Source organism: Pseudomonas sp. LTGT-11-2Z (genome assembly GCF_003691445.1).
In the GTDB taxonomy this organism is placed as follows: Bacteria; Pseudomonadota; Gammaproteobacteria; order Pseudomonadales; family Pseudomonadaceae; genus Aquipseudomonas; species Aquipseudomonas monteilii.
The window spans coordinates 5,351,298-5,365,607 of the sequence record NZ_CP033104.1 but is presented as its reverse complement, the minus strand read 5'-3'; the positions used below and the strand labels follow the sequence as shown (position 1 = coordinate 5,365,607).

Sequence of the window (14,310 nt, the reverse complement as noted above, 5' to 3'; positions counted from 1 at the left end):
CGCCCCCGACCTCAATGCTGCTTGGCCTGCCTGATCCGCAGCAAAATCACCAGCAACACCAACAACACTGGCGGCGCCATGGCCAACAACCCATCCCGCGCCGTCAGCCCCAACCCCAGCACATTCAGCCCGCCATACAGCAGCTTGAACAGATTCAGCAAGTAGTAGGTGATGGCGATGATCGACAGCCCCTCCACCGCCCGCTGGATCTTTACCTGGGCATCAGCCCGGGCATTGAGGCTGCGCAGAATGCCGGCGTTCTGTTCTTCCATCTCCACTTGCACCCGCGCCTGCAGCAAGTCGCCCAGGTTCGCCACGTTCTTCGCCAATTGTTCCAGCCGCTGCTCGGTGGCCGCGCAGTAGCGCACGGTCGGCTTGAACCGACGTTCGATGAACACCCCCAAACGCTGGCAGTCCCCCACATGGCTCTCCCGCAGTTCGCCCAGGCGTTCGAACACCAGTTGTGCATAGGCTTGGGTGGCGCCGAAGCGGTGGCGGGTTTTTACCGTGCGGCTTACAACCTGGCGTGACAGGTGGGCAATGGCTTCCAGCAGTCCTTTGGAGTCATGCCCTTCACCCCCGGCACTGCGCTCGGATAGGGTGACCAGGGTTTTGTCGAAGGCATCCAGCTCCTGGCTCAGGGCCTTGGCCGTGGTCAGGGTCAGCGAGGCCATCATGCGGTACGTCTCGATCTCCAGCAGGCGGCGGATCATGCGGCCCTGGCGGTAGGCATTGAGGCGGCGGTTGATGAACAGGAAGCGGTTGGTGCCGTCCTCGGTCAGGCGGAAGTCACTCCATACCACCGCATCGCCACCACCGACGCACGAGCCGCAGGGGTCTTTGAAACCGTATTGGGGCAGATCCAGGCCTTGCTCGTCGCGTACCAGCACCTGCACGGCGTTGATCACCTGTGCCGCCTGCGGGGCGATGGCCTCGGCCAGCACGGGTGGCAGGGCTTGCCAATCGGTATCGGCAGCCGTGCAGGGCACTACCAGTGTCAGGGTGAAGAACTCGGTGTGCCGTTCCCACTTGAACGGGTGGCCGTCCAGGCGGGTGATGCCTTGGGCTGCCGTAGTGTCCAGGGCATCCGGGCAGCAGCGTTGCAGCAGGGCCGCACAGGCAGCATCACCGCCGAGCAGGGCCAGGTGGAAGACATGCGCCGGGCCGTCGAAATACAGCGACGGGCGGGCGTGCAGTTCGTTGTGCAAGGCGGTGCGTTGAGGGTGCATGGGTGGTCCGGCCTGGTGTTGTGATTGTGGGGGTACCAGGAAGTGGGACTTTGCGGGGGGAGGGGAAAGTCACGCGGGCGAGGGTTTGTATCGCGAAAAGGGCCGCAACGCGGCCCCTTGCGATATCAGCCGAGGCACCGCGTCACATGCTTGACCGACTGGTAGGCCGACAACCCCCACGGCCCCAGCTCACGGCCGATCCCGCTGCCTTTGGTGCCGCCCCACGAGGTTTCGACGAACACGGCCTGCACCGAGTTGATCCATACATGGCCAACTTCCAGCGCATCGGCCACGCGCTCGGCACGTTCCAGGTCCGCGGAGCAGACGGTGGCTACCAGCCCGAAGCGGCTGTCGTTGGCCTCGGCAATCGCCTGTTCCTCGCTGGCAAACCGCCGTGCACACAGCACCGGGCCAAAGATCTCCTCGCTCCACAGGCGGCTGTCTTTCGGCACATCGGCATACAGCGTCGGGCTGACGAACCAGCCGTCCCGGTCCAGCGCCTTGCCACCGGCCAGGCACTGCAAACCCTCCTCGCGTGCGGTGGCAAAGTAGCTGGCCACCTTTAGCCATTGTGCCTGGCTGGTCAGCGGGCCCATGTCGACTTCTTCGGTCAACGGGTTACCCACCCGCAAGTTTTCCAGTGCCGCTTGCAGGCGCGGCAGCAGCGCATCGGCAATACCGTCCTGCACCAGCAGGCGCGAAGTGGCCGAGCACATTTGCCCGGCGTTCCAGGTGATGCCGGCGACGATCCACTCCACTGCCTGGTCCACATCGCAATCATCGAACACCACGATCGCCGACTTGCCGCCCAGCTCCAGCGTGACTGGCCGGCACTGCGCCGAAGCGCTGCGCATCACCTGGCTGCCGACGCTGTTGCTGCCAGTGAACGACAGCTTGTCCAGGCCGTTGTGGTTGCTCAACGCAGCGCCAGTCTCGGCCTTGCCGTTGACGATGTTCAACACGCCAGCCGGCAGGCCCAGGGCATCGGCGATCTGGCCGTAGGCCTGCTCGATCAGCGGGGTGACTTCCGACGGTTTGAGCACAACGGTGCAGCCAGCGGCCAAGGCCGGGGCGAGCTTCCAGGCGCTGGTCACCAGCGGGAAGTTCCACGGCACGATCAGGCCGACTACACCCACCGGCTCCAGGCGGGTACGGGCAGTGAAGCCTGGCGCGGCCAGTGGCACATCACGGTTCTTCGAAGGCAGCTGTTCTGCCAGTTCGGCGTAGTAAGTGAAGGTGGCGATGGCGTCGTCCAGGTCGATTTCGGCCTCATGGCGCGGCTTGCCGTTGTTGCGCATCTGCAAGGTGATCAGCGCTTCGCGGCGCTGCCCGAGCTGTTCGGCAAAACCGCGCAGGAAGGCTGCACGCTCGCTGGCGCCGGTGCTTTTCCAGGCGGGCAGGGCGCTACGGGCGGCGGCCACGGCCTGGTCGACCTGGGCAACGCTGGCAGCCATGAATTCAGCGAACGGTTGCCCCAGCGCAGGGTCGTTGACGCTGATGCAGTCGCTGCCCTGGCCTTCGACCCAGCGGCCGGCGATATAGTGGGAAGTGGTCATGGTCGGTTTCCAGTCAGGCCATTTCGGCAGTGGTCACGGGCGTGTGCGTGGTGCTTTTGCAACGCACCCAACGCGGGCCTTGAGGGCCATACACACCAGCAGGTTCAGGGAAAAGGTTGAGCAGCAGCAGGTACAGCACGCCAGCCAGCCCCAGGGTGACCGGCAGGCTCAGGTCGATGCCCCCGGCCAGGTCGCCCAGCGGGCCGACGAACTGCCCCGGCAGGTTGACGAAGCACAGGCCGACCGCTGCGCTGGGGATCCACGCCCCCATGCCGCGCCAGTTCCAGCCATGCAGGAACCAGTAGTGGCCACCACGCTGGCCGCGGGTGAACACCTGCAGGTCATCGGCGTGGTAGAAGCCGCGGCGGGTAATCAGGCCGAGGATCATGATCACCATCCACGGGCTGGTGCAGGTGATGATGAGCACCGCAAAGGTCGACACGCTCTGCACCAGGTTGAAGGTGAAACGGCCGACGAAAATGAAGCCGATCGCCAGTACACCGATCAGCAACGTGGCGCCGGCGCGGCTGAGCAAGCGCGGAAACACGCTGGACATGTCCAGACCGGTGCCATATAGCGCCGTGGTGCCGGTGGACATGCCGCCGATCACCGCAATCAGGCACACCGGCAGGAAGAACCAGGTTGGGGCCACGGCCAGCAGGCCACCTACATAATTGTTGGCGGCGATGTAGTCCGGTGCCTGGGTTGCAACCAGGGTGGCCGTGCACAGGCCGAACAGGAACGGAATCAGTGTGGCGCCCTGGGCGGCAATCACGGCCAGCATGATGCGCGCCTTGGGCGTTTCACGCGGGATGTAGCGTGACCAGTCGCCCAGGAAGGCGCCGAACGACACCGGGTTGCTCATGGCCAGGATCGCTGCACCGACGAAGGCTGCCCAGAAGCCCGCCTGGCCCAGGTTGACGCTGCCGGCGTAACCGGCATCGAACGGCCCGGCAAAGGCGACGATACCCAGCAGGAACAGCAGGCTCGACGCCCACACGGCAATTTTGTTGACCCACAGCATGAAGCGGAAGCCGAAGATGCACACCACCAGCACCAGCACCGCGAACAGGCCGTAGGCCAGGCCCAGGGTAAGGTCGGTTTCCGGCAGGCCGGCCAGGCGCTTGGCCCCGCCGATCAACGCATCGCCCGAGCTCCACACCGACAGCGAGAAGAACGCCACCGCCGTCAGCAGCGACAGGAACGAGCCGACGATACGCCCATGCACGCCAAAGTGTGCGCCTGAAGACACCGCGTTGTTGGTGCCGTTCAGTGCCCCGAACAGGCCCATGGGTGCAAGGATCAGCGCGCCCACGGTAACGCCGAGCAGAATTGCCCACACACCTGCCTGGAACGACAGCCCGAACAGCACCGGGAAGCTGCCCAGCACGGCGGTAGCGAAGGTATTGGCGCCGCCGAAGATCAGGCGGAACAGGTCCAGCGGGGAGGCGTCGCGTTGATCGTCGGGGATCTGTTCGACGCCGTTGGTCTCGATACCGGTCGAGTGGCTCATGGTGATGCTCCAGCGCGGTTGTTGTAGCCTGCGCAGTGCGCGGGCCTTCTTGTGGGTGCGATGGCAGGGCGGCAGGGCCGCGTAAAAAGGTGATCAGGCCGGCGATACGACCGACAGGTGTTCGTGGCAGGCCAGCCACTGTTCGCCGTGGCGGCGGAACACGATGGTTTCGCGCTCGCTCAACTGGTGTTCTTCACCGGCGATGCGGATATGGGTGGCCACATCGTGCATGAAGATCGCCACATCACCTTGCACGCTCACCTGGGCATTGCCCGACTCGCAGGCGAGCACGGCAAAACCCTCGACCTGCCACTGGGCCCAGAGGTCTTCGTAGGCACGGCGCGACAGCAGCGGTTGCGGCAAGGTGTGGAAGAGGAAGGTGGCGTCTTCGCTGAAGCAGGCGAAATAGCGGGCGGTGTCGTTGCTGGCAAACGCGGCGACGAGGTCGGCGGCCGCCTGCCGTACCTGGAGAGTCTGGTCCACGGGAGTGGCCTCACGGTTTTTGTGATTATGGTGAAGCGATTCTGGTGGCGGTTGGCGAGGGGAAAAATCGCTGGCGGCAAATAATCAGTTCAGGAATTTGTGAAGTGATGGCAGAGCTTCCTTTTAAAGCGGAAGGGAGCGGCCAGGCAACCCGACCGACGGCCTCTGCAGTCCTGCATCCTTGCCTACGCTGATACTCCCAACCCGCTGAAGCAAGGAGATCCCCCATGGCCTTCGAATACAAGCGCCTGGACAAGAACAACGCTGCGGTGCTGCTGGTCGACCACCAGACCGGCCTGCTCTCGCTGGTAAGGGATATCGACCCCGACCGCTTCAAGAACAACGTGCTGGCTCTGTCCGACCTGGCCAAATATTTCAAGCTGCCGACCATCCTCACCACCAGCTTCGAGACTGGCCCCAACGGCCCGCTGGTGCCGGAACTGAAAGAGCAGTTCCCCGACGCCCCCTACATTGCACGCCCCGGCAACATCAACGCCTGGGACAACGAAGACTTCGTCAAGGCGGTAAAAGCCACTGGCAAGAAGCAGCTGCTGATTGCCGGTGTGGTCACCGAAGTGTGCGTGGCCTTCCCGGCACTGTCGGCACTGGAGGAGGGCTTCGAGGTGTTCGTCGTCACTGACGCCTCTGGCACCTTCAACGAACTCACCCGCGACTCCGCCTGGCGGCGCATGGAGGCTGCCGGTGCACAGTTGATGACGTGGTTCGGCGTGGCCTGTGAGCTGCACCGTGATTGGCGCAATGACATTGAAGGGCTGGGGACCCTGTTCTCCAACCATATTCCGGATTACCGCAACCTGATGACCAGCTACAACACGTTGGCCAAGTAGGTTTTTTTTGGGGGGGCTGCACCGCAGCCCCCTCTCAGCCGGCAAGCGAAGCGGCAAACCGTCATGAATCGACCATACTGACTCTTCATTCCCCTTCAGGAGAGTGTCATGTCGAAGCCGTCCAGGAAGAAACCCACCCAGGAAATGCCAGAAAAACTGGGCGGCAAGGCCTACGAAAAAGCGCTCAAACACCTGCATGTAGAGCTGGTGAAGCTACAGGAGTGGGTGGTTGCCAAGGGCCTGAAGGTGTGCATCGTCTTCGAAGGCCGTGACGGTGCCGGCAAGGGTGGCACCATCAAGGCCATCACCGAGCGTGTCAGCCCACGGGTGTTCCGCGTGGTGGCACTGCCCGCACCGACCGAGCGAGAGAAAACCCAGATGTACCTGCAGCGCTATCTGGGCCACCTGCCCGCTGCGGGCGAAGTGGTGATCTTCGACCGCAGCTGGTACAACCGCGCCGGGGTCGAGCGGGTCATGGGCTTCTGCTCTGACGAGCAAGTGGACAAGTTTCTGACCGGTGTGCCCGTGTTCGAAAAGGTCATGGTCGAGTCGGGGATCATCCTCATCAAGTACTGGCTTGAAGTCAGCGCCGAAGAGCAGACCCGGCGCCTGCAGGACCGCATCAATGATGGCCGCAAGCTGTGGAAGCTGTCGCCGATGGACCTCAAGTCGTACACCCGCTGGGATGATTACACCCAGGCGCGCGACGACATGTTCCAGGCATCGGATACCGCCTGGGCACCGTGGTTCGTGGCCCATTCCAACGACAAGCGGCGCGCCCGGCTGAACATCATCAGCCATCTGCTTGGCCGCATTCCCTACAAGGACATCACCCGCGACCAGCTGGTGAAGTTGCCCAAACGCGGCAAGATCGGCAAGTACAAGGCTGTGGCCTATCCGTTCAAGGTCGTTGAAGAACGCTTCTGACCCCCTCCCTGCGGGGAGCTGCGAAGGTACGAGCTCATGCCACATGACGGCAGCCTGTTGCAGGCGACGGTGGTGTTCCTGTTGGCCGTGGTGCTTCTGGTACCACTGGCACAGCGCCTGAAAATGGGGGCGGTACCGGGTTACCTGCTGGCGGGTATCCTGATTGGTCCTTCGGTGTTCGGCCTGCTCGACAACCCGGACAACGTGGCGCGGCTGTCGGAAATGGGCGTGGTCATGCTGCTGTTCGTGATTGGCCTTGAACTCTCACCCCGGCGTCTGTGGACCATGCGCCGGGCGCTGTTTGGCGTCGGCAGCTTGCAGGTGGGGCTGACTGCGGTGCTGCTTGGGCTGCTGGCGTACTGGCTGTTCGACCAATCGAAACCCGCTGCCATCGTGCTAGGCCTGGGCCTGGCGCTGTCGTCCACCGCCTTTGGCTTGCAGGTACTGGCCGAGCGCAAGGACCTGGGCAAGCCGCACGGTCGCCTGGCGGTGGCCATCCTGCTGTTTCAGGACATTGCCGCCATCCCCTTGATTGCCGTGGTGCCGCTGCTCGGGGGCGATGTCAGCACCGCCGACGAAGGGGCCTTGCCACTGCTGGCAGTGGCTGTCGGCATAGGCGTGCTGATTGTCTTTGGTCGCTATCTGTTGACCCCGGTATTCAAGTGGACGGTGGGTTCGGGCTTGCCCGAGCTGTCGACGGCCACGGCCTTGCTGGTGGTGCTGGGCACCGCCTGGCTGATGGAGCACGTGGGCGTGTCGATGGCACTGGGTGCATTTCTGGCCGGCGTGCTGATGGCCGAGTCGCCATTTCGCCACGAACTGGAAACCCAGATCGAGCCGCTCAAAGGCCTGCTGCTGGGGCTGTTCTTCGTTGGCGTGGGCATGAGTGCCGACCTGCGCCTGCTGTTTGGCATGCCACTGATGGTGTTAGGCCTGACCGTGTTGCTGGTCGCCATCAAGCTACCCTTGCTGTATGGCCTCGGGCGTACGGTTGGCGGGCTCAACAAGGCCCAGGCGTTGTGCCTGGGTGTGGTGCTGGCCTCGGGTGGCGAGTTTGCCTTCGTGGTGTTCAAGCTGGCGCTGGAGCATCAGGTGCTGACTCGGCAGGTGCATGACGTGCTGGTGCTGGCCATTACCTTGTCGATGGCGGTGGTACCGCTGGTGATGATGGCCTTGGCGCGGCAGTTACGAGACGCCAGCCCCGTACAGGCAACCCCGGAAACGAGTGACTGAACCGTGGCACATGACGAACTGAATGTTCGGAGGTGAAGCATGCAACCGGGTATCAAGCTGGACAGCGCCCTGTCGCGGGGTTTGCTCGATGTGCTGATCAAAGCCGGCCTGGTGGCTGCCTTGGTGATCTTTGCCTTTCAGGTGTTCCAGCCATTTCTGGAGCTGATGCTGTGGGCGGTTATCCTGGCGGTCACCCTGTACCCGTTGCATTGTCGCCTCCAGCGCCGTACCGGCCTCAAGCAGGGGTATGCGGCGACGCTGGTGGTGGTGTTGGTACTGGTGGTGCTGCTGGTGCCGATCTACCTGGTGGTGATGTCCATCGGCGAATCGGTGGACAGCCTGGTGACGTTGCTCAAAAGCGGAGCCTGGAGCGTGCCGACCCCGCCTGACGCTGTGGCGGCCTGGCCACTGATCGGGCCGAAGGTGCATGCCCTTTGGTTGGCGGCCTCCGAAAACATGGCCAGTGTGCTGAACCAGTGGATGCCCCAGCTCAAGGGCGCCGGGCGCACGGTGCTGGGTGCTGCGGCCAGTGCCGGGGGGGCCTTTTTGCTGTTCATTGGTGCGATCATCATCTCCGGGGTGATCATGGCCTTTGGTGACCGTGGTGAAATCGCGGCACAGCGTATCGCCATGCGGGTATCGGGTGAGGAGCGGGGCAAGCCATTGGCCAAGTTATGCACCGCGACCATTCGTGCGGTGGCCCAGGGTGTGATCGGCATTGCGTTCATCCAGATGTTGCTGATCGGCGTCGGCTTCGTGGTCAAAGGGGTGCCAGGGGCCGGCATGCTGGCCATCGTCATCCTCATGCTGGGGATTGCCCAGGCGCCCGCTACCCTTGTCACGTTGCCGGTGATCATCTATGTGTTCAACGTCGAAGGCTTTACCGCCGCGACCATCGTGTTTGCCATCTACACCTTCGTTGCCGGGCTGGCCGACAACGTGCTCAAGCCGCTGCTGCTGGGGCGAGGGGTGGACGTGCCGATGCCGGTGGTGCTGATCGGGGCGCTGGGCGGCATGGTGGTCAAAGGGATCATCGGCTTGTTCATCGGCCCGGTGATCCTTGGCGTCACCTACGTGTTGTTCTGGCAATGGGTTGCACTGCAGGTGCCGGAGCAACCGGCACCACCTGCTGCCTGAGCCAGGGGTTGCCATGCCCAAGTACGGCTATGGTCTGGGGCTGCTGCTAGTGCTGGCCGGCTGCACCCAGGTTGGCCCGGATTTCGAAAAGCCCCAGGCCCCTTGGCTGGCCGGCTGGAGCACGCCTTTGCTGGAGCAGGCAGGACGCAACGCTGTGGCGCCCGACCTGCGCCGCTGGTGGACGGTGTTCGCCGACCCAATGCTGGACGCGCTGATTGCCGAGGCCGATGCCAACAACACCAACCTTCGCGTGGCGGGCCTGCGCATCGCCGAAGCCCGTGCCCAGCTGGCCATCGTGCAGACCGGGCGTTATCCACAGTTGCAACAGTTGAGCGCGCAGAGCCTGTACCTGAATCAAGACCAGTCCGGCGCTGCAGCAGCGCGTGACTCGGTGTTCTGGCAATCCAGCGTGGGCTTCGACATCGGTTGGGAAATTGACTTCTGGGGGCGCTTCAGCCGCGCCATCGAAAGCGCAGATGCGGCCTACTTCGTTTCCCAGGCCAATTACGCCGATGCCATGCTGCTGTTGCGTGCACAAGTGGCCGACACCTACTTCGCCCTGCGTACCGCCGAGGCACGGCTGGATATCGCGCGCGAGAACGCCGAGCGCCAGGCGCGTAGCCTGGAGATCACCGAGCGGTTGTTCCGCCACGGCGAAAATGACGAGCTCGACTGGCAGCAGGCGCGCACCCAATACCTGGCGACCCTGGCCACCATCCCCGAGTTCGAAAACCAGCTCAACGCGCTGCGCAACGTGCTGTGCTCGCTGCTGGGCCGCCCGCCCGGGCCGCTGCCGCAGCTGGAGGCCGGTCATGGCCAGCTGCCATTGCCAGACCGCGCCGTGCTTCAGGACGTACCGGCCAACCTCTTGCAGCGCCGCCCGGACATCCGCGCCGCCGAGCAGGCGGTGGCGGCGCAGTCGGCGCTGGTTGGGGTTGCCGAGGCCGATCTTTATCCACAGCTGAGCCTGCTGGGCAGCATTGGCTGGACCTTTTTATCCGCCAGTCACCTGCCCGACACCTTCGACCTGGCTGCTGGCCCGAGCCTGATCTGGAACCCGTTCGACTATGGCCGGCGCAAGAATGCCGTGCGCGTAGAGGATGCCCGCTTGCAGCAACTGATCGAGCTGTACCAGCAAAACGTGCGCGAAGCGGCCCGCGAAGCCGACGATGCCGCCAGCGGGCTTGTCCGCTCGCTGCAGAGCGCAACCATTCGCGACCAGGCCTCGCAGGCTGCGCAGCGTTCGCTGAACCTGGCCAGCTCGCAGTACCGCGAAGGCTTTGCCGACTTCCAGCGCGTGCTCGATGCCCAGCAACTGCTGTTGCAGCAACAGGACGGTTACCTGGTCAGCCGTGGCAACGCAGTCAGTAGCCTTGTGACTTTGTACAAGGCCTTGGGCGGTGGCTGGGATGCCCGCCGCGCACCGATCGACCCGGCCACCCGCCAGCACATGCAGCACCGCACCGACTGGGGCGAGCTGCTCGACGAGCCAGCCCCCACCGCACATGCACAAGGTGAAAAGCAATGAGCGACAGCACGCCTACGCCCCCCCCGCCAGCCCCTGATCGCGGCATGCGCTGGGTGCTGCTGCTGATAGCCGTGAGCCTGCTCTGGTACTTGCTGGCCGACCGCTTCACGCCGTACACCCAGCAGGCCCGCCTGCAGGCGTACGTGGTTCCGGTGGCCGCCGAAGTGGCCGGGCAGATCAAGCGTGTCGCAGTCGGCAACAACCAGGAGGTGCGCCAGGGCGATGTGCTGTTCGAGCTCGATCAGGAACAGTACCGCATTGCCTTGGCCCGCGCCGAAGCCGACCTCGAAACCGTGCGCCGTCAGATCGGCGCCAGTACCGCCGGCATCGACTCGGCCCAGGCCGCGCTCGTGGCCGCCGAGGCCAACGCACGCAAGGCCCGGCAGGACGCCGAGCGCCTCAAGCGCCTGATTGATGAGGACCCCGGCACAGTATCGGTACGTCGCCTGGAAGGCGCCCAGGCAACCCGCGACCAGGCCATCAGCCAGGTGGCGGCGGCCCGTGCGGAGGTGGAGCGGGCCCGTGAGCAGCAGGGCGGGGCGCAGGAGGACAACGCCCAGCTGCGCAGTGCTGCGGCCAATGTCGAAAAGGCACGGCTTGACCTGGCGCGCACGGTGGTGCGCGCTGATGCGAATGGCCTGATCACCGACCTGCGCACTGACGTTGGGCATTATGTCGGGGCTGGCAGCCCGATGATGACGCTGATCAGTATCCACGACGTGTGGATAAGTGCCGACATGACCGAGAACAACCTCGGCCGCCTGCGCCCCGACACCCCGGTGCTGGTGGTGCTTGATGCGCTGCCCGGTACCGTGTTGAAGGGGCGTGTTCGCAGCATTGGCTACGGCGTGAGCGTGGGCCAGGGCACCCCGCCGGGTACTTTGCCGACCGTTCAGAACAGCCGCGAGTGGCTGCGTTCGGCACAGCGCTTCCCGGTGATTGTCGAGCTTGAGCGCGACCAACTTCAGGACAAAACCGTGCTGCGGGTTGGTGGCCAGGCCGAGGTCATGGCCTTGCCTGGCGAAGGCAACCCGCTGAACCTGCCGGGCAGGTTGTTCATGTGGCTGATGAGCTGGCTGTCGTATGCCTATTGAATTGCGCCGCCTGCGGGCCCTGCGCCTGGCCTGGGGCGTGGCGCTGTGCCTGGTGGTCAGCTTCGGCATCGGCCTGCCCGTGCCGATCCTGGCACCGGTGTTCGCCGTGCTGTTGCTGGCCATGCGTAGCCAGCCATTGCCGTTGCGCGCGGCACCCGCCTTGGCGGTACTGGTGCTGCTCGCGTGTGGCAGCGGGTTATTGCTGATTCCACTGTTGCGTCACGCCCCGGTCAGCGGAGTGTTGCTGGTGGGCGTGGGCGTTTTTCTCACGTTGCGCTATGCCTTGATGGGCGGCAACGGCCTGCTGGCCAACTTGCTGATAGTCGGCCTGACCATGATTGCTGCTGCGGGTACCAGCGACTTCACCTTGGCCCTCTCGGTGGTCGAAGCGCTGGCCAAAGGCATGTTGCTTGCGGTGCTGGGCACGGCCTTGGCCCATGTGCTGTTTCCCGAACCTGCCAATGCGCCGGCACAGCCGGTTCCGCCGCTGCTGGGGCGCGGGCATGTCAGCTGGGTAGCGTTGCGCGCCACGTTGATTGTGATGCCGGCCTTCCTGCTGGCGCTGATTGCCCCGGACCAGTACATGCCGCTGATCATGAAGGCAGTGAGTGTGGGGCAACAGGCCGGCGAAACCCGCGCGCGGCACGCCAGCCGTGAGCTGGTTGGCTCAACGTTGCTCGCCGGGTTGCTGGCGATACTGATGTGGGGCGCGTTGAGCCTGTTCGTGCACCTGTGGATGTTTTTTTTGTGGGTGCTGCTGTTCGCGCTCTGGCAGGCGCGGCGGCTGTATCAGGTGGTGCAGAACCGGCAGAGCCCGGCGTACTGGGTGAGCTGCCTGACGACCCTGTTGATCCTGCTGGGGCAGTCGGTGCAGGACAGTGCTGGCGGGCAGGATGTGTACAAGGCGTTTGCGGTGCGCATGGCACTGTTTCTGGCGGTGTCGGTGTATGCCAGTGCCATGCTGATCTGGATTGATCGGCGCCGGGTTCGGGCTGCCTAGGGTTGCCAGTCAACTCCGCTCTCATCCAGATAGGCATCCACCGCCGCGCCCACCGTTGGATGAAAGGCATTCTCCCCCATATGGTGGAACAACCCGAACCGCCGCATCTTGTCCTTCACCGGGTCCTTCATCTCGGCAAACTGCAACTCCACCCCCCGTGCTTCCAGCGCCCGGTCCAGCTCGGCCAGCATGTCGGCCGAAGTGATGTCGATACTGGTCACTGGCTCCGCCGCGATGATCAACCGCTGCACCGGTGTAGGCGACGCGTCCACTGCCGCCATCACTGTGCTCTGGAACTGCTCGGCGTTGGCGAAGAACAGCGGCGCGTCCCAGCGCAGCAGCACCAACCCTGGAATGCGTCGGGCCTGTGGATAACGCTGCACATCATGGTAGCCCCGCGTACCATCCACCCGGCCCAGTACCGCATGGTGCGGCCGCCAACCGTCCCACAGAAACTCTATCACTGCGATGGCCACGGCGATGCAGATACCTGGAATAGCGCCAAATACGGCTACGCCGACAAAGCAGGTGAACGACAGCCAGAACTCCCACTGCTGCATGTGGAATATACGTTTGAGGTCGGTGAACTCGAACAGGCCCAGTGCGGCAGCAATCACCACGGCGGCCAAGGCACTGTTGGGCAGGTGCTGCATCAGATTGGGCGCCACCAGCAGCAACAGGGTTACCGCCAGCGCGCCGATAATACCGGTGAGTTGGGTTTGCGAGCCTGCCGCTTCGGCCACTGGCGTGCGCGATGAACTGCTGCTGATCGGAATACCCTGGAACAGCCCCGAAGCCAGGTTGGCTATACCCAGGCCGAACATTTCCTGGTTCGGGTTGATCGGCATTTTCAGGCGGGCGGCATAGGAGCGCGACAGCACACTGGTGTCGGTGAACGACACCAGCGCTACCGCGATGCCACCGAGCAGCACCTCCACCAGGTCGATGTCGCTGACCCAGGGGAAGACAAAACCGGGCAGCCCTTGGGGCAACTCGCCGAGCACCTTCACGCCTTGCTGGTCGAGCCCCAGCAGGCTCACCGCCAGCGTGGCCAGCACCACGGCAATGAGGATGCCCGGTACCCGCTTGAGGGGCTTGAGCAAAAGGATCAGCACCAGGCTGCCACCACCGACCATGAAGCTTGGCCAATGCCCTTGGCCGGCAAGCAAGGCCTGAATCAGGTTCCAGATATCTCGTAGCGGTCCTTGGCTGTCCACCGAGAGGCCGAACAGCTTGGGCAGTTGGCTGATCAACACCGTGAGGGCGATACCGTTCATGTACCCATAGCGGATCGGCTTGGACAGCAACTCGGTGATGAAGCCCAGGCGCAGCAGCCCGGCAATCACACAGAACGCCCCGGCGACCAGCGCCATCATGCTGGCGATGGCGATTGCCCGCTGCGGGTCACTGGCGGCGTACTGCACCACCACCGCCAGGATCGGCGCGGCCAGTGCCGAGTCCGGGCCCAGCACGAGGATGCGGCTGGGGCCGAACAGGGCATAGGCCAGCAAGGGGATGATGGTGGCATACAGGCCATAGATGCCGGGGACGCCGGACGCTTCAGCGTAGGCAATGCCCACGGGTACCAGCATGGTGGTGAGCACCAGGCCGGCGCCGATGTCCTTGGCCAGCCAGGCTGGCTTGTAGTGGAGCAGGGTGACCAGGCCGGGTAACCAGCGTTGCCAGTCGAAGCGAGTGGGTTCGGGCATGGTGCGGGCTCTGGGGGAGGAGGGGACTCAATCACAGCTTAGATGTTGGGATG

General features: G+C 64.2%; 12 protein-coding genes. 7 read left to right on the top strand and 5 right to left on the bottom strand.

The annotated features are described in order from the left end of the window. Positions 1 to 11: 11 nt before the first annotated feature. From D8767_RS25280 to D8767_RS25265, 4 genes are all read right to left on the bottom strand, one after another. The gene (locus D8767_RS25280; protein ID WP_016713327.1) at positions 12 to 1,229 is read right to left on the bottom strand and encodes a DUF3422 domain-containing protein; all 1,218 of its coding nucleotides are present in this window, start codon (positions 1,227 to 1,229) and stop codon (positions 12 to 14) included. A gap of 125 nt (positions 1,230 to 1,354) precedes the next feature. Beyond that, the gene (locus D8767_RS25275) at positions 1,355 to 2,785 is read right to left on the bottom strand and encodes an aldehyde dehydrogenase family protein (RefSeq protein ID WP_016713326.1); all 1,431 of its coding nucleotides are present in this window, start codon (positions 2,783 to 2,785) and stop codon (positions 1,355 to 1,357) included. A 13-nt stretch (positions 2,786 to 2,798) separates the two neighbouring features. Continuing rightward, positions 2,799 to 4,298, bottom strand: a complete 1,500-nt coding sequence (locus D8767_RS25270; protein ID WP_016713325.1) for a cytosine permease — start codon at positions 4,296 to 4,298, stop codon at positions 2,799 to 2,801. 93 nt (positions 4,299 to 4,391) lie between these two features. Continuing rightward, positions 4,392 to 4,781, bottom strand: a complete 390-nt coding sequence (locus D8767_RS25265) for a nuclear transport factor 2 family protein (RefSeq protein WP_016713324.1) — start codon at positions 4,779 to 4,781, stop codon at positions 4,392 to 4,394. Between the two features lie 227 nt (positions 4,782 to 5,008). Here D8767_RS25265 and ycaC point away from each other — a divergent pair, with 227 nt between their 5' ends. The 7 genes from ycaC (at position 5,009) to D8767_RS25230 (ending at position 12,548) form a co-directional block, all read left to right on the top strand. Further along, positions 5,009 to 5,629, top strand: a complete 621-nt coding sequence (gene ycaC, locus D8767_RS25260; protein ID WP_016713323.1) for an isochorismate family cysteine hydrolase YcaC — start codon at positions 5,009 to 5,011, stop codon at positions 5,627 to 5,629. Positions 5,630 to 5,737: 108 nt separating this feature from the next. After that, complete coding sequence (gene ppk2 / locus D8767_RS25255; RefSeq protein ID WP_016713322.1) at positions 5,738 to 6,556, top strand: polyphosphate kinase 2; 819 nt, start codon at positions 5,738 to 5,740, stop codon at positions 6,554 to 6,556. A 36-nt stretch (positions 6,557 to 6,592) separates the two neighbouring features. Next, entirely contained in the window at positions 6,593 to 7,789 is a 1,197-nt protein-coding gene (locus D8767_RS25250) for a monovalent cation:proton antiporter-2 (CPA2) family protein (RefSeq protein ID WP_016713321.1), read from the top strand. A gap of 39 nt (positions 7,790 to 7,828) precedes the next feature. After that, positions 7,829 to 8,926, top strand: a complete 1,098-nt coding sequence (locus tag D8767_RS25245; protein ID WP_016713320.1) for an AI-2E family transporter — start codon at positions 7,829 to 7,831, stop codon at positions 8,924 to 8,926. 13 nt (positions 8,927 to 8,939) lie between these two features. Continuing rightward, positions 8,940 to 10,454: an efflux transporter outer membrane subunit gene (locus D8767_RS25240; RefSeq protein ID WP_016713319.1), complete on the top strand. Its 1,515-nt coding sequence runs from the start codon at positions 8,940 to 8,942 to the stop codon at positions 10,452 to 10,454. Next, on the top strand, positions 10,451 to 11,548 hold the full coding sequence (locus tag D8767_RS25235; RefSeq protein WP_016713318.1) for an HlyD family secretion protein: 1,098 nt from the start codon (positions 10,451 to 10,453) through the stop codon (positions 11,546 to 11,548). The genes D8767_RS25240 and D8767_RS25235 overlap by 4 nt, the downstream gene beginning before the upstream one ends. Beyond that, positions 11,538 to 12,548 (top strand): DUF2955 domain-containing protein, encoded by a 1,011-nt coding sequence (locus D8767_RS25230; RefSeq protein ID WP_016713317.1) that lies wholly within the window; start codon positions 11,538 to 11,540, stop codon positions 12,546 to 12,548. Before D8767_RS25235 ends, D8767_RS25230 begins: the two co-directional genes overlap by 11 nt. Here the strand turns inward: D8767_RS25230 and D8767_RS25225 are convergent. After that, positions 12,545 to 14,257, bottom strand: coding sequence for a SulP family inorganic anion transporter (locus tag D8767_RS25225; protein WP_016713316.1), 1,713 nt, complete (start codon positions 14,255 to 14,257; stop codon positions 12,545 to 12,547). The genes D8767_RS25230 and D8767_RS25225 overlap by 4 nt on opposite strands. Positions 14,258 to 14,310 lie beyond the last annotated feature (53 nt).

Bases quoted from the DNA above. Each gene is read 5' to 3' on its own strand.
- D8767_RS25245 (WP_016713320.1), top strand. From the start codon at position 7,829: ATGCAACCGGGTATCAAGCTGGACAGCGCCCTGTCGCGGGGTTTGCTC.
- D8767_RS25230 (WP_016713317.1), top strand. From the start codon at position 11,538: ATGCCTATTGAATTGCGCCGCCTGCGGGCCCTGCGCCTGGCCTGGGGC.
- D8767_RS25275 (WP_016713326.1), bottom strand. From the start codon at position 2,785: ATGACCACTTCCCACTATATCGCCGGCCGCTGGGTCGAAGGCCAGGGC.
- ppk2 (WP_016713322.1), top strand. From the start codon at position 5,738: ATGTCGAAGCCGTCCAGGAAGAAACCCACCCAGGAAATGCCAGAAAAA.
- D8767_RS25250 (WP_016713321.1), top strand. From the start codon at position 6,593: ATGCCACATGACGGCAGCCTGTTGCAGGCGACGGTGGTGTTCCTGTTG.
- D8767_RS25270 (WP_016713325.1), bottom strand. From the start codon at position 4,298: ATGAGCCACTCGACCGGTATCGAGACCAACGGCGTCGAACAGATCCCC.
- D8767_RS25225 (WP_016713316.1), bottom strand. From the start codon at position 14,257: ATGCCCGAACCCACTCGCTTCGACTGGCAACGCTGGTTACCCGGCCTG.
- ycaC (WP_016713323.1), top strand. From the start codon at position 5,009: ATGGCCTTCGAATACAAGCGCCTGGACAAGAACAACGCTGCGGTGCTG.
- D8767_RS25280 (WP_016713327.1), bottom strand. From the start codon at position 1,229: ATGCACCCTCAACGCACCGCCTTGCACAACGAACTGCACGCCCGCCCG.
- D8767_RS25235 (WP_016713318.1), top strand. From the start codon at position 10,451: ATGAGCGACAGCACGCCTACGCCCCCCCCGCCAGCCCCTGATCGCGGC.
- D8767_RS25240 (WP_016713319.1), top strand. From the start codon at position 8,940: ATGCCCAAGTACGGCTATGGTCTGGGGCTGCTGCTAGTGCTGGCCGGC.